The organism is Tardiphaga sp. 862_B3_N4_1 (assembly GCF_051811085.1).
GTDB lineage: Bacteria > Pseudomonadota > Alphaproteobacteria > Rhizobiales > Xanthobacteraceae > Tardiphaga > Tardiphaga robiniae.
Window position 1 is genome coordinate 855821 of sequence record NZ_JBPWQB010000001.1, and the last position, 21188, is coordinate 877008.

The 21188-nt window shown below is 60.5% G+C and carries 15 protein-coding genes; 11 read left to right on the plus strand and 4 right to left on the minus strand.

The features are described 5' to 3' along the window. The first annotated feature begins 12 nt into the window (after positions 1-12). From AB8B02_RS04000 to AB8B02_RS04050, 11 genes are all read left to right on the plus strand, one after another. Positions 13-1566, plus strand: coding sequence for an ABC transporter substrate-binding protein (locus AB8B02_RS04000; protein ID WP_439063175.1), 1554 nt, complete (start codon positions 13-15; stop codon positions 1564-1566). 63 nt (positions 1567-1629) lie between these two features. Continuing rightward, positions 1630-2586: an ABC transporter permease gene (locus tag AB8B02_RS04005; RefSeq protein ID WP_068737345.1), complete on the plus strand. Its 957-nt coding sequence runs from the start codon at positions 1630-1632 to the stop codon at positions 2584-2586. Then, the gene (locus AB8B02_RS04010) at positions 2583-3458 is read left to right on the plus strand and encodes an ABC transporter permease (protein WP_120288836.1); all 876 of its coding nucleotides are present in this window, start codon (positions 2583-2585) and stop codon (positions 3456-3458) included. Before AB8B02_RS04005 ends, AB8B02_RS04010 begins: the two co-directional genes overlap by 4 nt. A gap of 27 nt (positions 3459-3485) precedes the next feature. Then, the gene (locus AB8B02_RS04015; protein ID WP_439063176.1) at positions 3486-5201 is read left to right on the plus strand and encodes an AMP-binding protein; all 1716 of its coding nucleotides are present in this window, start codon (positions 3486-3488) and stop codon (positions 5199-5201) included. Between the two features lie 73 nt (positions 5202-5274). Then, entirely contained in the window at positions 5275-8586 is a 3312-nt protein-coding gene (locus AB8B02_RS04020) for a carboxyl transferase domain-containing protein (RefSeq protein WP_439063177.1), read from the plus strand. A 41-nt stretch (positions 8587-8627) separates the two neighbouring features. Beyond that, positions 8628-9590: a hypothetical protein gene (locus AB8B02_RS04025; protein ID WP_439063178.1), complete on the plus strand. Its 963-nt coding sequence runs from the start codon at positions 8628-8630 to the stop codon at positions 9588-9590. A gap of 146 nt (positions 9591-9736) precedes the next feature. After that, complete coding sequence (locus AB8B02_RS04030; protein ID WP_231077733.1) at positions 9737-10072, plus strand: hypothetical protein; 336 nt, start codon at positions 9737-9739, stop codon at positions 10070-10072. A 197-nt stretch (positions 10073-10269) separates the two neighbouring features. Next, the gene (locus AB8B02_RS04035) at positions 10270-12009 is read left to right on the plus strand and encodes an adenylate/guanylate cyclase domain-containing protein (RefSeq protein WP_231077732.1); all 1740 of its coding nucleotides are present in this window, start codon (positions 10270-10272) and stop codon (positions 12007-12009) included. A 27-nt stretch (positions 12010-12036) separates the two neighbouring features. Then, on the plus strand, positions 12037-13212 hold the full coding sequence (locus AB8B02_RS04040; RefSeq protein WP_439063179.1) for a phosphatase PAP2 family protein: 1176 nt from the start codon (positions 12037-12039) through the stop codon (positions 13210-13212). A gap of 47 nt (positions 13213-13259) precedes the next feature. Further along, positions 13260-15254, plus strand: coding sequence for a S8 family serine peptidase (locus AB8B02_RS04045; protein ID WP_439063180.1), 1995 nt, complete (start codon positions 13260-13262; stop codon positions 15252-15254). Positions 15255-15339: 85 nt separating this feature from the next. Then, positions 15340-15993 (plus strand): Crp/Fnr family transcriptional regulator, encoded by a 654-nt coding sequence (locus AB8B02_RS04050; protein WP_439063181.1) that lies wholly within the window; start codon positions 15340-15342, stop codon positions 15991-15993. 211 nt (positions 15994-16204) lie between these two features. Here the strand turns inward: AB8B02_RS04050 and nadC are convergent, their stop codons facing one another. Genes nadC through AB8B02_RS04070 form a run of 4 tightly spaced genes read right to left on the minus strand, consistent with a single transcriptional unit; the run spans position 16205 to position 20643 of the window. Then, complete coding sequence (nadC, locus tag AB8B02_RS04055; protein ID WP_439063182.1) at positions 16205-17071, minus strand: carboxylating nicotinate-nucleotide diphosphorylase; 867 nt, start codon at positions 17069-17071, stop codon at positions 16205-16207. 14 nt (positions 17072-17085) lie between these two features. Continuing rightward, positions 17086-18615 carry an L-aspartate oxidase gene (locus AB8B02_RS04060; RefSeq protein ID WP_439063183.1) on the minus strand — a complete coding sequence of 510 codons (1530 nt, stop codon included), beginning with the start codon at positions 18613-18615 and terminating at the stop codon, positions 17086-17088. Continuing rightward, entirely contained in the window at positions 18612-19595 is a 984-nt protein-coding gene (gene nadA / locus AB8B02_RS04065; protein ID WP_439064582.1) for a quinolinate synthase NadA, read from the minus strand. The genes AB8B02_RS04060 and nadA overlap by 4 nt, the downstream gene beginning before the upstream one ends. Before the next feature lie 52 nt (positions 19596-19647). After that, positions 19648-20643: an NUDIX hydrolase gene (locus AB8B02_RS04070; protein ID WP_439063184.1), complete on the minus strand. Its 996-nt coding sequence runs from the start codon at positions 20641-20643 to the stop codon at positions 19648-19650. Between the last annotated feature and the right edge of the window lie 545 nt (positions 20644-21188).

A 21188-nucleotide genomic window follows, 5' to 3' on the forward strand; every position in this document is an offset into this window, starting at 1 on the left:
GGAGATTTTCAAATGAAGACAATTGATCTGGGCAAGCAAACATTGCGCCGCCGTGACATGCTGGCGCTGATGGGCGGCGCTGCCGCCACCGGCGCGCTCGGCCTGCCTGCTTGGGCGCTGGAGGCCAAGAAAGGCGGCGTGCTGAAGGTCGCCGCGCCGGCCAATCCGTCGTCGCTCGATCCCGCCACCGGCGGCGCCGGCTCCGACCACAGCATCCTCTGGACCATGTATGACACGCTGGTGGAGTGGGATTACGAGACGCTGAAGCCGAAGCCGGGGATGGCGAAATGGGCGTTCCCCGATCCGAAGACCATGGTGCTCGACATCAGCGCCGGCATCAAATTCCACGATGGCACACCGATGGATGCCGAGGCCGTCAAATTCAACCTCGAGCGCAACCGCACCGATCAGCGCTCCAACGTCAAGCCCGATCTCTCCAGCGTGGAAGCGGTTGAGGTGACCGGTTCGCTGCAGGTCACGCTGAAGCTTAAGAATCCCGACACCGCGCTGCCGGCCATTCTGTCGGACCGTGCTGGCATGATGGTGTCGCCGACCAATATCAAGGCGCTCGGCAATGAGACCGACCGCAAGCCGGTCGGCGCCGGGCCGTGGAAATTCGTACGCTGGAACGACAACGAGATCATCGTCGTCACCCGCCATGATCAGTACTGGCGCCAGGGGCGGCCCTATCTGGACGGCATCGAATTCAACATCATTCCGGAAAACGCTACCGCTTTGCGTTCGGTCGTCGCCGGCCAGAACGATATGGCGTTCCAGCTGCCGGCGCGATTGAAGCCGGTGATCGAGCGCGCCAAGAATCTGGAAACCGTCAGCTCGCCGACATTGTATTGCATTCAGGTCTACTTCAATTACGGCCGCGCGCCGCTCGACAACGTCAAGGTCCGTCAGGCGATCAACTTCGCGCTCGACCGCGATGCTTTCGTCAAGGCGGCGCTCAACGGCCTTGGCGAACCGGCGCGCATGACGCTGCCGAGCTCGCACTGGGCATTCAACAAGGACGTCGCGGGGATGTATCCCAACAATACGGAGAAAGCGAAGCAGCTGCTCGCCGAGGCCGGCTACAAGGATGGTCTCGAACTGACCATAGGCGGCTATATGGATCAGGATTCCGTGCGGCGTGGCGAGGTGATCCAGGATCAGCTCGGCAAGGCTGGTATCCGCCTGAAATTCACCCGCGGCACCATCGCCGAAATCAGCGCGCAGTTCTTTGCCACCGAGAAAAAGTTCGACCTTCTTGTCTCGGCATGGACCGGGCGTCCGGATCCGAGCATGACCTACGGGCTGAGCTTCGACAAAGGCGCTTATTACAATGCGGGCCGCAGCGGTGAGCCGGAGTTGTCGAAGTTGATCCAGGAGAGCCGTGTCAGCGAAGATCTCGCCAAGCGCGCCGATGTGTTCGCCAAGATCCAGAAATTCACGGTGGAGAACGCCCTGTCGGCACCGCTCGCATTCCAGTTTGAACTCGATGCGCTGTCCGCCAAGGTGAAGGGCTTCAAGCCCAATCTGCTCGGCAAGCCGAAATTCGAAAACATCTCGCTCGGCTAATCCGTCCGACACAGCAACCGGCGCCGCGATCATCGCGGCGTCCCTAACTGGTGTGAATTGCGCATGTTGAATTCCGGACGTCTCCGCATCATCGGTCGTCGCCTGCTGCAGGCAATCCCGGTGGTGGTGCTGTCGACCTTCATCGTGTTCGGCCTGCTCAAACTGGTGCCGGGCGATGTTGCGGTGACGCTTGCTGGCGACAATGCGTCGGAGCAGCGGATCGCCGAAATCCGCGAGCTCTATGGCCTGAACCAGCCGTTCCTGCTGCAATATGGCTCATGGCTCTGGAAGGCGGCGCATGGCGATCTCTCCAGCTCGCTGATTTCCAACGAAGCGGTGCTGACCTCGATCCAGCGCTGCCTGCCGCATACGCTGCTGATCGTCGCACTCGCGCTGTTCATGGCGATGTTGGTCGGCATCCCCCTGGGCATTGCCGCGGCAACCAAGCCCGGCTCGTGGATCGACGGCTTCGTCATGGCGATTGCCTCACTCGGTGTCGCCGTGCCGAATTTCTGGCTCGGCATGCTGCTGGTGGCGTTCTTCTCGCTGCAGCTCAATTGGCTGCCGGCCACGGGTGCGGTATCGCTCATGAAAGATCCGTGGGCGTCGCTCAGTCATGCCATCCTGCCGGCGGTAGCGCTCGCGTCCGGAGGCATTGCCGAGGTGGCGCGGCAATTGCGGTCGTCACTCGTCGAGATACTGTCGTCGCAACAGGTTCGCACGCTGCACGCCAAGGGGTTGCCGCCATCGTCGATCCTGTGGCGTCACGGCTTGAAGAATGTCAGCGTCAACCTGCTCACCGTCGTCAGCCTGCTCGCGAACCGCCTGCTCGCGGCGACCGTCGTGGTCGAGGCCGTGTTCGCGATTCCCGGCATGGGCGGGTTGATCGTCAACGGCGCGATGAACCGCGATTTCCCCGTGGTGCAGGGCGTGGTGTTCACCATGGTCCTGATTGTCGTCACGCTCAATCTGCTCACAGACATTCTGTACAGCGTCCTCGATCCGAGGATTTCATCATGACGGATGCTGTGATGGCGCCCGAGCGCCGGCCGGGACGTTTCTCGGGTTTTGTACGCTGGTTCGTCAGTGATCTACGCGGCGCTTTCAGCCTGACTTTCCTCGTCGCGCTGTTCACGATCTCGGTCCTCGGCCCGTGGATCTCGCCATACGCGCCGGCCGCACAGGATCTCGACGCGGCGTTGGCGACCATGTCGACTCAACATTGGCTGGGCGCCGACGATCTCGGTCGCGATACGCTCAGCCGCCTGATCTATGGCGGTATGGCGTCGCTCTATGCGAGCTTCCTTGCGGTCACGATCGCCGTTCTGATCGGCGTGCCTGTCGGCATTCTCGCCGGCTATCTTGGCGGCTGGGTCGATACGGTGATCAGCCGTGTTATCGACAGCTTCCTGTCGTTCCCGGCCATCGTGCTGGCGATCGCCGTGACAGGTGCGCTCGGCATCGGCCTCACGAACGGCATGATCTCGGTTGGCATCGTGTTTTCGCCGCAACTGGCGCGCCTCGTCCGGGCGCGCACGCTGGTGGTGCGCAATGAGCTTTATGTCGATGCCGCGCGTTGCTTCGGCGGATCAACGCCACGCATTCTTTGGCGTCACGTGCTGCCGAACGCGATCCAGCCCGTCATCGTGCAGGTCACGCTGTTGCTGGCCGCGGCGCTGCTGGCGGAAGCGAGCCTCAGTTTCCTCGGCCTCGGCATCCAGCCGCCGGATCCGAGCTGGGGCTCGATGCTGGCGCGCGCCTATCAGAACATGGAAATCGCGCCCGAGCAGATGTATCCGCCCGGCCTCGCCATCCTGTTCACCGCACTGGCCTTCAACACACTGGGTGAATCGCTGCGCGTAGCGCTCGACCCGACCATGAAACGTAATTGACCAAGACCAAGAACAAGGAAGACGGTGATGACCGCAAGCGCCAAAGAAACTGAATATCTCGCCATGCTGCACGAGCTGTGGGCTAAGGCCTGGCCGAAGGGCACGCCGGACAAGCCGCAATATCTGCATGGCGAGGTGGCGCTCACCGAATATTTGCGCGCGTGGGCCAAGCGTAATCCTGAAAAGCCTGCGGTGATCTTTTACGGTCACGTCACCACCTATGCCGAACTCGACGCGCAGAGTGATCGCTTCGCAGCGTTGCTGATGGAGAAGGGCGTCCGCAAGGGCGACCGTGTCGCGGTGTTCCTGCCGAACTGCCCGCAATTCCATATCGTGTTCTTCGGCATCCTCAAGCTCGGCGCCATTCATGTGCCAGTGAGCCCGCTGTCACGCGCGTTCGAATTGTCCTACGAGTTGAATGATACCGACGCCGAGGTCATCGTGGCGCTGGATCAATTGGCGCCTGTGGTCGACCAGGTGCGGAGCGAGTCCAAGCTGCGCGAAGTGATCGTTACCAGTTTTGCGGATGTGCTTCCGGCCAGGCCGACCATTCCCGTTCCAGACTCGATCAGTGCGCCGCGCATTGCCATCTCAGGTGCGACCGATCTGTTACCGGCGCTGGCTGCGCTGCCCGCGCCAAAGCCGCTGCCGCCCGCCGGGCTCGATGATATCGCTGCGCTGAATTACACCGGTGGCACCACCGGCATGCCGAAGGGCTGCGTGCACACCCAGCGCGATATGGTCTATACGGCCGCCGCCAATCACGGCATCTCTGTCGTTGCCAATGAAGATAGCGTCTTTCTGTCGTTCTTCCCGGAGTTCTGGATTGCGGGCGAGAATTTCGGCCTGATCTTCCCGATGTTTACGGGCGCAACGCTTGTCCTGCTGGCGCGCTGGGATGCGATCGGGGCACTGTCGGCAATCGATCGCTACAAGGTCAATGTCACTGCGATGCCGGTGGATGGCGCCGTCGAGCTGATGGATCATCCGCGGTTCGGGGAATTCGACCTGTCGTCGCTTAATCAGGTGCGTGTCGTATCCTTCGTGAAGAAGCTCAATCCGGCCTATCGCAAGCGCTGGAAGGATCTCACGGGCACGATCCTTACGGAGGCTTCGTGGGGAATGACGGAGACCCATACATCCAACACCCTCACGGCCGGCTTCCAGGATGATGATTTCGATCTGCTGTCGCAGCCGATCTTCGTTGGGCTCCCGGTGCCCGGCGCGGAGTTCAAGATCACCGATTTCGAGACAGGTGAACTCGTGCCGCTCGGCGGCGAGGGCGAGATTCGCGTTCGCACGCCGTCGCTGCTGAAGAGCTACTGGAATAAGCCGGAAGCAACAGCGGAGTCGTTGATCGATGGCTGGCTGCGCACCGGTGATATCGGCACCATCGATACCGACGGCTTCCTGCATTTCCTCGGTCGTCGCAAAGAGATGCTGAAGGTCAAGGGTATGAGCGTATTCCCGCCGGAGATCGAGGCGCTGCTCGGTCAGCATCCGAAGGTTCTCGGATCGGGCGTGGTCGGTCGCGAAGACGCCAGCAAGGGGCAAGTGCCGGTCGCCTTCATCCAGCTCAAGCCAGAAGAGAGGGGCACCATTACGGCAGCCGAACTGCAGGCGTGGTGTGCCGAACGGATGGCCGTCTACAAGGTGCCTGAGATCCGCATTATCGACGCGCTGCCGATGACCGGCACCGGCAAGGTGAAGAAGCAGGAACTCGACGCCAACGCGCCGCAGTAAATCGAAACGTTACATGGCCCCGGGTGTGGATGATGCCACCCCGGATCGCGTCTATTGTTCACGGAGAGTTTTGATGCCCTTTCGCAAGTTGCTGATTGCCAATCGCGGCGAGATCGCCATTCGTATCGCGCGCGCCGCGGCGGACGCCGGCCTTGCCACCGTCGCGATGTATCCGGCCGATGACGCGCTTTCGCTGCATGTACGGATCGCTGACGAGTCCACGGAAATCCCCGGCCGTGGTGCGCGTGCTTATCTCGATATCGAAGGTGTGATTGGTGCCGCGAAAGCCACCGGCTGTGACGCGCTGCATCCGGGCTACGGCTTTCTCAGCGAGAACGCCGATCTGGCCCGCCGCTGCGCCGAAGAGGGCATTACCTTTGTCGGCCCGTCACCCGCGGCATTGCAGCTGTTCGGCGACAAGGTCGCGGCCAAGCAACTCGCCAAGCGCTGTGGTGTGCCGATCATCGCGGGCACCATGGGCCCCTCGACGCTTGATGAGGTGAAAGCGTTTTTCACATCGCTGGGTAGCAATGCCGCCGTGATGATCAAGGCGATGGCTGGCGGCGGCGGCCGCGGTATGCGCGTTGTCGAGCGCGCGGAGGATCTCGACGACGCCTATGCGCGTTGCCAGTCCGAAGCCACGGCTGCCTTCGGCAGCGACGGCGTCTATGTCGAGCGTCTCATTCGCAATGCCCGTCATATCGAAGTGCAAATCATCGGTGATCGGCACGGCGATATCAGTCAGCTCTGGGAGCGTGAATGCACCATCCAGCGCCGCAATCAGAAGCTGGTCGAAGTTGCGCCGAGTCCGTCGGTGTCACATAAATTGCGCAGCCGCATCGTTGAAGCTGCCAAAAATCTTGCGGCGGAGGCGAAGTATGACAGCCTCGGCACGTTCGAATTCCTGGTCGATGGCGAGGCTGGCGAGGGCGATGGCGCCTTCGCCTTCATCGAGGCCAATCCGCGGCTGCAAGTCGAACACACCGTGACCGAGGAAGTGCTGTCGGTCGATCTGGTGCGGTCGCAGCTCGCCGTTGCCGGTGGCGCCACGCTGGCGTCGCTCGGTCTCGATCAGGCGTCGGTGCCGAGTCCGCGCGGCTTCGCCATGCAGCTCCGCATCAATATGGAGACCATGGATGCCACCGGCGCCACCAAGCCGACCGGCGGCACGCTCGCGATTTTCGAGCCACCGTCAGGCCCGGGCGTGCGTGTCGATACGTTCGGTTATGCCGGTTACAAGACCAGTGCGGCCTTCGACTCGTTGCTGGCCAAGGTGATCGTCCACACGCCGTCGTCGAAATGGGCCGACGCCATCGCCAAGGGCACGCGGGCGTTACGCGAATTCCGCATCGAGGGCGTCGCCACCAATATCCCGTTGATGCAGGCGATCCTGGCCAACGCCGATTTCCAGGCCAATCGGATCAACACCAGCTTCATCGATCGCAACGTCTCCGATCTGGTCGCTGCCACACTGACAGCGGGCAAGCCGCTATTCGCCGCCAGCGGATCAATCGGTGATGCACGGACCTCCGCCGGCGTCGTACAGCCCGCGCCGGAAGGATCGATCCCGGTCGCGGCGCCGCTGCAGGGCACGGTCGTGTCCATTCCGGTGGCCGAAGGCGATGTTGTCAGGCCCGGCCAGCAACTCGCCATCATCGAATCCATGAAGATGGAGCATCTGGTGACTGCGGAGCAGGGCGGTCGCGTCACCCGGATCGCGGCATCCGATGGCGTCACGTTGATGCAGGGCGAGCCCATACTTTACATCGAACCGCAGGACGTGGCCGGCGACCTCGCCACGCAAGAAGCCGATATCGATCTCGACCACATTCGTCCCGACCTTGCCGAACTGATCGCTCGCCAGGGGATCACGCTCGATGAAAACCGGCCCTCTTCGGTCGAGCGCCGGCGCAAGACCAATCAGCGCACCGCGCGCGAGAATATTGCGCAACTGGTCGATGACGGCTCGTTCATGGAATATGGCAGCCTCGCCATCGCCGGCCAGCGGCGCCGCCGCGCGGTCGATGATCTCATCAAGAACACGCCGGCCGATGGTCTGGTCGCCGGCGTCGCGACCGTCAATGCCGCCAAGTTCGGCGAGCATGAGGCTCGCTGCATGGTGATTTCCTATGATTACACCGTGCTGGCGGGTACCCAGGGCCATATGAATCACAAGAAGATCGACCGCATGCTGTCGCTGGTCGAGCAGTGGAAAATGCCGCTGGTGTTCTATGCCGAAGGCGGCGGTGGTCGTCCCGGCGATACCGATCGGCTCGGCATGACGGGTCTCGACGGGCCGTCTTTCGTGCAATTCGCGAAACTTTCGGGTCTCGTCCCGGTGGTCGGCGTGGTGTCTGGCTATTGCTTCGCGGGCAATGCTGCGATGCTCGGTTGTTGTGACGTTATCATCGCCACGAAGAACGCCTCGATCGGCATGGGGGGTCCTGCGATGATCGAAGGCGGGGGTCTCGGCGTCTATCATCCGGCCGAAGTCGGACCCGTCTCTTTCCAGTCACCGAACGGCGTCATCGATATTCTCGTCGAGGACGAAGAGGAAGCGACACGGGCCGCGCAGAAATATCTGTCCTACTTCCAGGGCGCCGTCACCGAATGGCGTGCGCCTGACCAGCGCCTGCTGCGGCGTGCGATTCCGGAGAACCGGTTGCGCGTCTATGACATCCGCGTGGTGATCGATCTGATCGCTGATGAGGATTCCGTGCTCGAAATCCGGCGCGATTTCGGCGTCGGCATGATCACTGCGTTCATTCGTATCGAAGGCAAGCCATTCGGCCTGATTGCCAACAATCCGAAACATCTCGGCGGCGCCATCGACGCCGCGGCCGGCGACAAGGCCGCGCGCTTCTTGCAGCTCTGCGATGCATTCGACATTCCGATCGTGTCACTCTGCGATACGCCGGGCTTCATGGTTGGGCCGGAGGCGGAGAAGACCGCGATCGTGCGCCATGTCGCGCGTATGTTTGTCACCGGCGCGAGCATCACAGTGCCGTTGTTCGGCATCGTGCTGCGCAAGGGCTATGGGCTCGGTGCCCAGTCGATGATCGGCGGCGGTTTTCATGCCTCGTTCTTCACCGCGGCGTGGCCGACCGGCGAATTCGGCGGCATGGGGCTGGAAGGCTACGTCCGGCTCGGCTTCCGCAAGGAAATGGAGGCAATCGCCGATCCGGTGGAGCGCGAGACCTATTACAAGAACAAGGTCGCCGAACTCTATGCCAACGGGAAGGCGACCTCGATCGCCTCGGTGTTCGAGATCGACAATGTCATCGACCCCGCCGAGACGCGCCGCTGGGTGATGGCCGGCCTGCGTTCGGTGCCGAAGCCGCCGCAACGCGAGGGTCGCAAGCGCCCCTGTGTCGATACCTGGTAGCCACAACGAACCGACGGCTCGCATTCCCGGAGGAGTTTCCAATGATATCAAAAGCATTCGATACGGTGATTGAGGACGCCGGAAATGCACTGATCGGTCCGTGGCGACAGCCCCGACAGATGCTCCATGCGCAGACTTACGACTCTCACGCATCCATCCATGACGATGCCACCGCGCAGAAGCTCGGCTTCAAGGGCGGGACCATCGAGGGCCCGACCCATTTCAGCCAGTTTGCACCGCTCTGCGAACGACTGTGGGGCAAGGACTGGTTCGAGACGGGCTGTATCTCGGCGCATTATCGTGCTGCCGCCTTTGAGGGCGAGGAAGTACAGGCCATTGTCGAAAAGCCGATTGGTGACGGGCATTATTGCACGATCAGGATGGCGAAGCGTGATGGCACCGAAGTGTTGCGCGGCAGTGCATCGATCGGCAGTGACGCGCCGGCCTCCGCCCTGGATATCCGACTCACTGAGCTGAAGCCGCTGAGTGATGCCGTAATCCTGCGCGACATCAAGCTCGGCATGACCACCGCATCGCAGACGGTTCGGATGGATTTCGATCAGAATATGGGCGAGCTCTATCCATTCTCGCTTGAACAGAAGCTCAAGGTCATCACCGAGCCGTCGCCATATTACGCGCCCGAGAGCGCAGGCAATTCGCCATGGGGACGCGCGATCATTCCGATGGAAATGCTCAGCGTGTTGTTTCAGCACGGCAGCAAGAAGGATCGTCTGCCGGTCAAGGGGCCGGCAGTCGGGCTGTTCGCTGATCAGGAAATCCGGTTACTGCGAGGTCCGCTGTTCGTTGGGGAAGACTACCGCATAGACCGAAAGGTCGTCGCGATGTCCGGCAGCAAACGCACCGAGAGTCTGTGGGTGCGCACCGAAGTCTTCAATAGCTCGAACGCGCTGGTCGCGACGATGCTGCTCAATCTGGCGACGCTCAAGGAATCCTACGCCAGCTACGACCAAGAATTCGCTGCGCTTCCTCGAAGCCGCGCGTAGCTTGATACGCTATCTTTGGTTCAAGGGGCGGCCAGGCCGGGACAAAGAGCGTCGGCAATCAGAAAAAATCATCCCGGGATGTGACACTCGTCACATCCACCTCCAGCGGGACGCAGTAAGGCTATGTGCCTTATCTGGAGGCAATCATGAGTGCGTCGGAAGATAAACTGGAGCAGTCCTATCGTCGATTATACCATCGCTTGATGATCGGGGCCGGAGTGATTTGCGCCGTCCTCATGTGTGCGATCGTGGTTGGGAAAACCGCCGCAGTCCCTGCCATCATGAAGCAAATCGTTTCAGGCTTTAACGATGTACATCCGTCGTCAGGGGCGGAGGCGCCGTCGCTACGCGCAGGTCGCAGTTGCCGGCTGAAGAACTCCTGGTCTATGATCGAGATAGCACCATTCGGTCCGGCGGCAGGTATCGATGATTACGGCTGGCGTATCAAAGTCGAGTCGCGTGGCGACGTGGTTGCAATCTAGTCGTCAGGAGCGGCGTCCTGAAATCGCCGTTGTTCAAGTCTAGCTAACAAGTTCTTGGCGGGCAAAATTGAGTGTGATCCGTCCGCGATACCGAGTTTGTGCGCATTAGTGCACAAGAGTGCGGATCAGAACAGTGACCAGCGTGGCTGATGGCTAGATCAAGCGCTTCACTCGCATTCGAGAATCCGGAATGGGTGGTGCGCACACTGCTCTTCGTGGACGTGGTCGAGTCCGTGCGACTGATGGAAGAGAACGAGGCCAGCACCGTACAGCGATGGCGTAAACTCGTTAAAACGATAGATGAAGATGTCCTGCCGCGGTTCGAGGGGCGGCTTGTAAAGAGCCTTGGGGATGGGCTCCTGATGGAATTCCCTCAATCTCCCCTCGCGGTGAGAGCTGCCTTTGCAGTCCAGAATGCGTGTGCGGTTATCAATGAAGGCGTTCCGCAAGATCAGTATATCCTCGTCCGTGAAGGAGCTCACGTCGGTCATCTTCTTGCGGACGAGCACGATGTTTACGGGGCTGACGTTAACCTTGCAGCCCGGCTCACAGGTTTAGCGGGGCCAGGGGAAATTGTTGTATCGGCCGATGTTCGCGACCAACTCGTGCCTGTATTGGATGCCGACGTCGAGGATTTGGGAGCTTGTTACCTTAAACATGTGCATGAACCCGTTCGAGCGTATCGTGTCGGCCCACCAGGGCCGCGACCCGTGATCGAGCCAGGTACTGTATCAATGCCGAAGTTGCGCGCCACTGTCGCGGTCGTACCTTTTACCGGGCTGGATGATGGTCCGGAACATCGGGTCATTGGCGAAGTGCTCGCCGACGAAATCATATCCGCGCTTTCGCGTTCATCGGAGCTGAACGTCATCTCGCGCCTGTCGACGTCTGTCTTTCGCGGGCGGGATAGTTCGGTCGAGGAGATCAGTAGCTATTTGACGGCGAACTACGTTCTGTCGGGCTCTTACCGCAAGGCCGGAAGTAAGTTGCGGGTGAACCTCGAACTGGCATCGTCGTCGAATCTGACAATCGTTTGGTCTGACTCGTTCGTTTGTAGCGCGACAGCTTTGATCAGCGGAAAGGACGGTGCTGTCGCGGGTATTGTGACGGCGGTCAGCTTGGCGATCATGGCGCGCGAGCTTGAACGCGCGCAGTCGCAATCACTCCCGACCGTCGAGAGCTACACGTTGTTGATGGGGGCGATCGCGCTCATGCATCGTCTTTCGGTGCAGGATTTTGACAGGTCGCGCCAGATGCTCCAGGTCTTGACCGAGCGCATGCCCCGACAGGCCGTACCATGGGCATGGATGGCCAAGTGGCACATATTGCGGGTCCAGCAGGGATGGACCGATGACTGGAGTGCGGATACGCAACTGGCGCTCGATTGCGGGCGGCGAGCACTGAGTGCCGACCCGCGGTGTTCCCTCGCGCTGGTGGTTATGGGCTTTGCTCATACCAATCTGCTGAAACAATTTGACGTCGCGCAGGAGCAGTATGACCTCGCGCTGCGCGTCAATCCTAACGATGGGATGGCGTGGCTGCTAAAGGGAACGCTTCTCGCCTTCAAGGATGCAGGAAAGTCGGCAGTCGAACACACCGAGCACGCGCTGAAACTGTCGCCGCTCGACCCTCACAGATACTTCTACGATTCCCTGGCCGCAACGGCTGCTCTCTCCGCCGGGCAATACAAGCGCGCCATCGATCTTGCCAACCGTTCGTTGCGCGCCAATCGCACGCATACATCCACGTTTCGCGCGCTGGCGATCGCGCAATGGCAGCTCGGCCTTCAGCAAGAGGCGCGCAAGACGGTGACCGAACTGATGAAACTCGAGCCGGGCCTGACGGTCGCGAAATATCGCGAGCGTCACCCCAGTGGGGGATATGAAACTGGCCGCATTTGGTCGAGCGCATTGCAGGGAGCTGGCGTACCGAATTAGCAGAACGGGAGCAAAAACATGTGCACGATGGGTCCTGAAGGCGGCGCAGGAGGTGCGGGGGGCGCAGGCGGCGCCGGTGGTGCTGGGGGAGCGGGCGGTGCCGGAGGCGCAGGCGGTGCTGGAGCTGGGCCCTACGGCAGTTACGGGTCGCCGCTGGTTGCCGATGCACTCGTCAAGCACCGCGACGGTATCGTCGGAAGCTGGCTCGGTCAGACCGTCAATCGGTCGCCACGTGCGCTGGACGACAAGAAGAACCTCGCGCTCTGGGAGCCGTGGGTGCGGGCGGCGGTCATAGACTTCGAACTGCTGTCGCACCTCCATTTTACAAGCCACTCAGAGAAATTCAGCTACAAGCATCAGGGCAAGAACGTCTCCCGGACACCGAGCGAGAAGTCGGTCACGGTCTGGCAGTTCCACGTTCAAACCACGGCGGCCGATCCCTCTCCCAAAGCGAAATCGAGCCGGATTGCGACTTTGATCCGCCCGCCGGCCGAGACTTTCAAAGGCCAGCTGGATTTTCTGGATCAATATTCCGATCTTCGCGAGGATCGTGTTTCGGAAATCGTGACCCAGCTCGGCCCTCAATATGCGTTCTGGAGTTCGGTCGTGAACCTCCATCCGGATCGTACCAAGAAGACGATCGAGCTGCTTGATGCTGCTCTTCGGTTTGCAACCGCGGTGGAAATGCGCATCAAGCATGCTCTGGCGTGCTGGCGACCATATGAACTGTCGTCTCAGGTTCAACCGATCATTCTGACGCCAGGCCACGGGACATTTCCGAGCGGTCATTCCACCGAAAATCATATGATTGCGCGCATCCTGTGGGAGCTGTACGGGCGCGAGCCTAAACTTGGTGAGCAGTTGATGCGACAGGCGGCGCGGATCGCGGTCAACCGCACAGTGGCAGGTGTCCATTTCCCGGTCGACACTGCGGCCGGTCAGGTGCTTGGACTGTCACTTGCCCGCTATTTCATTCTGCGGGCGAAAGGTGGGCCGAGATTCAACGCCTGGCGTTTTGACGGCGGGCGATACGGAGCTACTCAGGACTTCAATTTCCATGATTTCTACAATCCAGCAAACGGACAGGAAAAGCTGAGCCCCCTGATTGATCCGCCCTATGTCGATTTTCTCGCCTCCACGCCGCCAGTTGTGTCGCCGATTGTGAAGTGGCTGTGGGATGCTGCGCTTGCAGAGGTGAAGTAGCTGCTGGGAAATGGCGGTAGGGCGATCGCATTCGCAAGGTGTGCGTTATGGCAGAACAACGGAAGCGGGTTTCACCTTATCTCGAATGGGCAGTGCTGACGGAGTTCGCTTATCTCCCGGGTGAGTGGTTCTGGGTCTTGTTGGAGCTTGATGAACCAGTGGAAGCCCTTGCCCGTTCCGTCGTGCGCTCGGGGCTGGATCAGTTCATTCGAATTCCCGCGGTCTATCAGGAGGCGCCACCCTCTCTGAGAGGTGCCGATCTAACATGCTGTATGGCGATTGCGAGACGCGAGGCTCTTTCCGCATTTGTTTCCGGCAAGGTATCGCGCGGTGACGCCAAACAGTTTGCGCCCCTGCTGTCCTCGATCAATCGAATCGAGCTTGGAACGCCGACGACGAATCTGTTCGAGAAGACTGAACCGATCGAGCAGCAGTTGCTTGCCACGAGTCCGTCGCGGCGGGCAATTGTCGCGATCATCGATGACGGATTGGCGTTCGCCCATGAGAGATTCCGCTTTCAGGATGGCCGATCGCGGGTGAAGTATTTCTGGAACCAGGACGATCACACAAATACAGGCCGGCCGGCCGGATTCGGCTGGGGGCGGGAGCTGCAGGAGAACGAGATCAATCAGCTTCTGGCGTCCTGCACGCATACTGGATTGCTGGATGAGGATGAGTTCTATCGGTTGGCCGGTCAGAAGCTGGCTGCTCGCCGCGCCAAGCACGGTACGCACGTCATGGACATTGCTTGCGGGCTCGACCCGAAACATGCGGTTCCCGAAGATCCCAACCTTCCCTATATCATCGGCGTTCAATTGCCGAAGTGGGTGACAGAGGAGACGTCGGGCGCATTCCTGACTCCGAATGTCTACGCCGCCATCTCCTATGTGCTCAGTCGTGCGGATCAGATCTCGGCCGCCGAAGGAACGGGGCCGATCCCAGTGGTCATCAATTTGAGTTATGGGACCATTGCCGGCCCGCACGATGGTACGTCACAGCTGGAAGCTGCGATCGATCAGTTGATAGCGTCACGCACCGCACCGCTCAGGGTCGTTCTGCCAGCCGGAAATCACTATCTGGCGCGATGTCATGCCTTGGTCGAACTGTCTCAGGCATCAATCCCTGGCCAATCGCCCAAGCGCTTGCGGTGGCGCGTGCAGCCCGACGATAAGGCCAACAGCTTTATGGAGCTCTGGCTGCCCAAACAGGCAACAGAGAAGTCCCAACCCGAAATCGCCATAAGGATTACCACCCCGACCAACCAGCGCAGTCCTTGGATTGGGGCTAACCAGAACTGGCAGTGGCGCATATCAGGCCAGCTCCGGTTTTTCGGGAAATACTATACTGCAGTCGGGGAGCGATCGCAGATATTCCTTGCTATGGCGCCCACGGCTGATCTCGCAATGCCCTCGCTGACTGCGCCGTCCGGGACGTGGTTGATCGAACTCAAAAACAAGGGAGCAGCCACGACAGTCGATGTCTGGGTTCAGCGCGGCGACACGCCATTTGGCTATCCGTTGTCAGGGCGGCAATCTCGGCTTGAAGACGAGAATTACGTGCGCTTCGATCTTGCCGGGCGACTGGAGCAAGATGACAAGGGCTCCAGCCCGGTCCGGCGAGAAAGTACGATCAACGCATTGGCGACAGGGACGCGCGCAATCGTCGTGGGTGCTTATCTTCGCAGCGACAAGGCCGTCAGCGAGTATTCGGGGGCCGGAGGGCGCGCGACATCAGATGGCGCATCCCCAATCCGAAGCCCCGATGTGTCGGCAGTTGGAGACGAGTCGCCAGTACACAGGAATCTGCTTGCCGCCGGTACGCGCAGCGGTTCCGTTGTGACGATGAATGGGACAAGTGTCGCGGCTCCGCAGGTGACACGATTGATCTCGGAATTGATGATCTCGCAGCTTGCTTGCGATCGTCCGGACGTACAGCGCATCGCGAAAACAGGAGACACAAAGGCGCCAGGTCCCGGCTCACCATTGGCTGTGCGGATCGGGGCTGGCCGGCTGGATCGGTGCGGACGTCCAAACAGACCTTGATTTGGGACCGGTGCGGAGCACAGGGAACATCGCGGTGTCGAAAGCGAAGCCAGCGAGATCAGCGGGCCGTCAGGCGGCCATACGTATGAACGCGATCTTCAGCGACCTCGCGCCCGAGACGGTTGCCCAGCTGTTTCATCGCGCGTCTTTTCAGACCTTCGAACGGGGAGACTACATTTTTCGACGCGGAGACCCTGGGACGTGCCTGTTCGGAGTTGTGGAAGGCTCGGTGAGGATGTGTGCATCCTCCCCTGACGGTAAGAGCGCGGTGTTAAATCTGATCAGTGCCGGTCAGACATTTGGCGAGATTGCTGTTTTGGATGGCCTCGACCGAACAACGGATGCAATCGCGAATAGCGATTGTGAGATCTGGGGAATTGCGCGGCGCGATCTGATCCCCCTGGTTAGAACCGAGCCGGCTTTGGCTGCAAAGTTCATTGACTTGTTATGCGCGCGCCTGAGATGGACGAGCGAGCATCTGGAAGAGGTGATCCTTCACGGTCTCGAGGCTCGTCTTGCCCATATCATCGTAAAATTTGCGGAGCCGAATCTGCGAATGGGTGGATCCCCTGTGGTGAATATGACGCAACAGAGTGTTAGCGAGATGGTAGGCATTTCGCGGGAGCGCGCAAATAAAATCATATCCGCTTGGGCCGAGCGCGGCTGGGTTCTGGTCAAGAATCGTACACTTGTCCTTCTCGATGCTCAGGCGTTGAGAAACATCGCCACGCGAAGTTAGTACGTGACGGTGCTTTACCGATCGGATGTGCATTTTTGCGCCGACCAGTGAAAAGATCTGATGCTTTCGATCTCCCGAGAGAAGCGGGCTAGAGGACGAAGATCGCGCGACGCGGGATCGACGAAGCTACTGGTACAAAGTTGCAATCGGGATAATTGCTGAGGCGTTCTGTTGATATTGAGTTCGATCACAACAACATCAATAGCCTGACTCACATCTTCAAATCGTCCGGTTTGAAATCGAGCCCGATGTCGAGAACGCCGACGCTATGGGTGAGCCATCCGATTGAGATCAGATCGACGCCGGTCGCAGCGATGCGTGGCGCTGTCGCGGGCGTGATGCGGCCGGAGGCTTCGGTTACCGCCCGACCTGCGACCATCGCGACAGCTTCCGTGAGCGTCGCTGCATCCATATTGTCGAGAAGCACGGCGTCTACACCGTGATCGAGCGCTTCGCGCAGCTGATCGAGCGTATCGACTTCGAGTTCGATCTTGACCAGATGCCCGACACCGGTTTTCGCCCGCTTCAACGCCTCGGTTACGCTGCCGGCGATGGCGACGTGATTGTCCTTGATGAGCACGGCATCGTCGAGGCCGAACCGATGATTGCTGCCACCGCCAACGCGGATCGCATATTTTTCGATGGCGCGCAGCCCTGGCGTTGTCTTGCGCGTGCAGACAATTTTCGTCTGGTAGTCTCGGACCGCTGCAACCACAGATGCCGTTGCCGTCGCGATTCCGCTCAGGCGGCACAGGAAATTCAAAGCAACCCGTTCAGCGGTCAAAATACCTCGCGCCGGGCCGGTGATTGTGGCGATCACGTCGCCGGGCGCCAGGACTGCGCCGTCGCTGCGCTCGATATGCACCTCGATCGCAGGATCGATCAGTTGAAAGGCGAGTCGAGCGAGGTCGAGCCCGGCCACCACGCCGGGCTGGCGCGCAACAAGAAGTGTTGTGGCGCGTCGGTCGGCTGGCACGATCGCATCGGTCGTGAGATCGCCGGCTCGTCCGAGATCTTCGAGCAATGCCATGCGAACCAATGGCTCGATCATGACATGGGGGAGCGGTGAGGGCGTCATGGCGATCCTTTGGGTTAGGCGACGAGTTCCGGGATGTCGTCTCGCGCGGCTTGAAGCGCGTCATCAAGGCGCAGCGTCGAACGCTGTGCCAGACTTATGTGCTTCGGGAAGTCCGTGCGTGCATGCGCGCCGCGGCTTTCCTGGCGGCGCAAGGCAGCGATCACGATCATCAGGCCGACAATTGCGGGGTCGCTTGCAGCTTGCTGCGAGATCGCGAGGGGATAGAGCGCGCGGGCGGCGGCACGCAGGCCTTCGCCATCGCGTAATACGCCTGCGGCATGCGACAGAATAGGGCGCACCAAACTTGGGTCGCTGTCTGTTACTCCACCGGGCAACATTGGCTGCCGCCGCCGGATGGAGGTCGTTGCGGCAATATTCTGGGCAACCCAGCCGCCACACACGGCCGCCTCGAGGAGTGAATTACTGGCAAGCCGGTTTGCACCATGCAGGCCGGTGCAGGCAGCTTCGCCGCAGGCCCACAGACCGTCGACGGAGGTCCGCCCGGTCCGGTCAACCAGTATGCCGCCCATGTGGTAGTGCGCAGCGGGACGGACTGGGATTGGCTGCGTAACCGGATCGATTCCTGCATCGCGACAAAGTGCCGTGATGGCCGGGAACCGCCGCGCAAAGTCGAGTCCCTTCACGCCCCTTGCGTCGAGAAAAACTCGATGCCCCGCCGCCATGTGCCGCCAGACGGCACGTGCCACGACATCGCGGGACGCAAGCTCGGCGCCTGGGACACCGGCCATGAAGCGATCGCCATTCCCATCGACCAGGATCGCGCCTTCTCCGCGTACGGCCTCACTAATGAGCTTCAGTGGAGAGGACTTGCTGTCGAGCGCCGTCGGATGAAATTGGATAAATTCAAGATCGGCCATGACGGCGCCGGCGCGTGCTGCGAGCGCGAGGCCCTGGCCAAAGGATCCAGCCGGATTTGTCCCATGCAGAAACAGACCTCCGATGCCACCGGTCGCGATGACGACACGATCGGTGGCAAAGAGCACGGGTCCCGGGCCGGTATGGCCGAGAAGACCCACCACTGCATTGTCTTCGACGACCAGGCGCCGTGCCGTGGCTCCCTCGATCACCGTGATCGCAGGCGTCTCGCGGACCTTGCGGACCAGGGCTCGAATAACGTCCCGGCCTGTTGCATCACCCCCGGCATGGACGATCCGGCGGCGCGAATGCGCGGCCTCGAGGCCGAGGATGATCTTGCCGCAGGCATCCCGATCGAAAAGGACGCCGAGCCGCGCCAACTGTTCGATCGCGGCGGGCGCTGCGGCGAGGATTGAGGCCGCGATGGTTTTGTCGCACAAACCGTCACCGGCGGCGAGTGTGTCTGCCAGATGCAGCGAAGCACTATCATCCGCCCCGATACTGGCAGCGATACCACCTTGCGCAAGCGCACTCGACGATTCCGAGCCGAGCGGCGCGCCGGTCAGGAGCAGCACCGGTTGCGGTGCTAGCGCCAGAGCAGTCATGAGGCCGGCGATGCCGCCGCCGATGATGACGGGAGCGCCGTTCGTATCGTGCAACGCTGTCATGTGACGGCCAGCATTCGTTCGACCGCGAGGCGTGCGCGCGCTGCGACACTGTCGTCGATCGTGACCTCGTGCTGCATCGTCTCCAACGCGTGACGGATGTTGCCGAGCGTGATCGTCTTCATGTGCGGACAAAGATTGCACGGACGAATGAATTCGAGGTCCGGGTATTGGATGGCGACATTGTCGCTCATCGAGCATTCCGTCAGAAGCACGACTCGCGGTGGTCGTTTGCTTGCGACGTAGGACGACATGGCGGCCGTCGAGCCGGCGAAATCGGCCTCCGCCAGGACGTCCGGCGGGCATTCCGGGTGCGCCAGTACGACGACACCAGGGTGGTTCTCGCGCAATTGGCGCACCTCTTCGGCGCTGAAGCGCTCGTGCACCTCGCAATGACCGGTCCAGGTAATCACTTTAACCTTGGTCTCGGCGGCGATGTTCCTGGCCAGATATTCGTCCGGCAGCATGATCACGCGTTCAACGCTAAGCGACTCGATCACCGCCTTGGCATTGCCTGAGGTGCAGCAGATATCCGACTCGGCTTTCACCGCTGCCGAGGTGTTCACATAAGTCACGATCGGGACGCCAGGATACTTTTGCCGCAACAGCCTCACGTCCTCAGGCGTGATGGAGTCGGCTAGCGAGCAGCCGGCACCGCGATCGGGAATCAGCACGGTCTTCGACGGATTGAGTAATTTGGCCGTCTCGGCCATGAAGTGAACACCGGCGAGAACGATGACGTCGGCTTCCACGTGCATGGCTTCACGCGCCAAAGCGAGGCTGTCGCCGACAATGTCCGCGACGCAGTGGAAGATGTCCGGTGTCTGATAATTGTGGGCAAGGATGACGGCGTTGCGGCTTTTCTTCAACGCGATGATAGCGTCGATATCTTTTGACAGCATCGACCATTCGATCGCGGGAATCGCGTGGCGCACTTTCGCATAGAGATGTTCCGAAGGACGCAGTTCGGGTATCGACAACATGATATATACTCTCGTTGAGCATATGTTATACTGTAATCGAGTATAAGGCTTGTCAAGCCCCCGAGACGGGAAGTTTGGTTCCGGCAATGGCGCGTTCCGCAAGGACGGCACGGCGAAAGCGGAAGAGCTTTGCAGGACGTCCGCCGGTGTCCTGGCTGGTTTCGCCAGTTTCCTCAACGAGTTCCTGCTGCTCGATCAGGCGGCGGAAATTCGGCTTGTGCACTTGCCGTCCCGCCAGCGCCTCAACACAGCGTTGCAATTGCAGCAGCGTGAATGTGTCCGGCATCAATTCAAATACGACAGGATGGTATTTGATCTTGGCCCTGAGTCTTGCAATTCCGGTGGCCAGAATCCGGCGATGGTCCAGGATCATGGGGTGACCCGGCGTGTTCGATAAAGCCGCACGGGTCGACGTGGATGTCGAGGAATTTCCGCGTGTCGCCTCCGGGATCAGTCTCGCCTCATATAATAATTCGTATCGCTGCAGAACCAGTTCCTCGTTCCAGCCGTGCTCTTCGAAACCGAAGAGCATGGCGGCGCGCTGCCGACGAGCGCGCTGTGCCGCCCGATCGGAAGCTGCAGAAGCCCAGGCTTTGAGCCCCGGCTGCAGAGCTTTCTCCATCAGCGGCGGCGGGCCGTCACGATGATCCTCCCAGGGGAAGTAATCATACCAGCCGCGCCATCTGGCCTCGTGTTCGCCGAATGCCGGTTGTTCTCGTGTCAGGCCAAGATAGCTGATCGAGATGACATGCTGGCCGGTGGCGCCAGCACGATCACGATCCGCAAAGGTGTAGAGTTGTTCGACATAACCGAGCGGCAGCCGTGTCTGCCGTTCGACCCAGGCCCGTAGCCCCGATTGCAGCGAACGATGGGCGAGTTCGAAAGGCCCGGAGGGCAGGGCGCGCTGGTCCTGGATCGTTAGAACGCGAGGCTCGCCCGAGGTCACGGATACCAGCACGGCAACGAGATCAGCCGCAATTCCTTGCGGTGATGACTGCGTTGCCAGACGCGCGTCTGTCCTGGAATTGGGGCTGTCAAGCGGGTCCATGAGCTCGTCTGCTTAAGTGTTCATAGGGGGCAGGGTGAAAGGCTGCATCGCGAATCCACGTTGATATTTTAACATGAGGCTGCAACGCGACGCGCACGGCAAGGGCGGGCGCCCTTCACGCTGACCATTTGCTAATTCATGTCGGAATGCAGTCTGACCACAACACCGACTTGCCTGAGCCCGAAAGCGGCAGTTGGGTGGGCGCGGTGGCCGAGTCATTTTTGGCAACCGTGTCGTACCAATGTGCCGCACTGTGCCCCCGCTCTTCTGGGGCACACCGCAAGGGAATTGGACCGTTAAGTCATTGAATTCGACGAAGACATGGTGGGCGCACAAGGGATCGAACCTTGGACCTCTCCCGTGTGAACCACAATCTGTAGGCCCTGGCCAGCCAGACCTAACCATAGTAAATTTGCATAATGGCCTGTTAATTATGGTGTTTTTGTAGTGTGTGACCATAGTTGACCATGGTGGGCCATAGCACATCTTGTGTGCCCCTGTTGTGCCCCCCGCGAATTTTCCCTTGGGGCACACAGTCGAGGGAA

Coding starts and splice junctions, on each gene's coding strand:
- AB8B02_RS04000 (WP_439063175.1), top strand. CDS start 13: ATGAAGACAATTGATCTGGGCAAGCAAACATTGCGCCGCCGTGACATG.
- AB8B02_RS04005 (WP_068737345.1), top strand. CDS start 1,630: ATGTTGAATTCCGGACGTCTCCGCATCATCGGTCGTCGCCTGCTGCAG.
- AB8B02_RS04010 (WP_120288836.1), top strand. CDS start 2,583: ATGACGGATGCTGTGATGGCGCCCGAGCGCCGGCCGGGACGTTTCTCG.
- AB8B02_RS04015 (WP_439063176.1), top strand. CDS start 3,486: ATGACCGCAAGCGCCAAAGAAACTGAATATCTCGCCATGCTGCACGAG.
- AB8B02_RS04020 (WP_439063177.1), top strand. CDS start 5,275: ATGCCCTTTCGCAAGTTGCTGATTGCCAATCGCGGCGAGATCGCCATT.
- AB8B02_RS04025 (WP_439063178.1), top strand. CDS start 8,628: ATGATATCAAAAGCATTCGATACGGTGATTGAGGACGCCGGAAATGCA.
- AB8B02_RS04030 (WP_231077733.1), top strand. CDS start 9,737: ATGAGTGCGTCGGAAGATAAACTGGAGCAGTCCTATCGTCGATTATAC.
- AB8B02_RS04040 (WP_439063179.1), top strand. CDS start 12,037: ATGGGTCCTGAAGGCGGCGCAGGAGGTGCGGGGGGCGCAGGCGGCGCC.
- AB8B02_RS04045 (WP_439063180.1), top strand. CDS start 13,260: ATGGCAGAACAACGGAAGCGGGTTTCACCTTATCTCGAATGGGCAGTG.
- AB8B02_RS04050 (WP_439063181.1), top strand. CDS start 15,340: ATGAACGCGATCTTCAGCGACCTCGCGCCCGAGACGGTTGCCCAGCTG.
- nadC (WP_439063182.1), bottom strand. CDS start 17,071: ATGACGCCCTCACCGCTCCCCCATGTCATGATCGAGCCATTGGTTCGC.
- AB8B02_RS04060 (WP_439063183.1), bottom strand. CDS start 18,615: ATGACAGCGTTGCACGATACGAACGGCGCTCCCGTCATCATCGGCGGC.
- nadA (WP_439064582.1), bottom strand. CDS start 19,595: ATGTTGTCGATACCCGAACTGCGTCCTTCGGAACATCTCTATGCGAAA.
- AB8B02_RS04070 (WP_439063184.1), bottom strand. CDS start 20,643: ATGGACCCGCTTGACAGCCCCAATTCCAGGACAGACGCGCGTCTGGCA.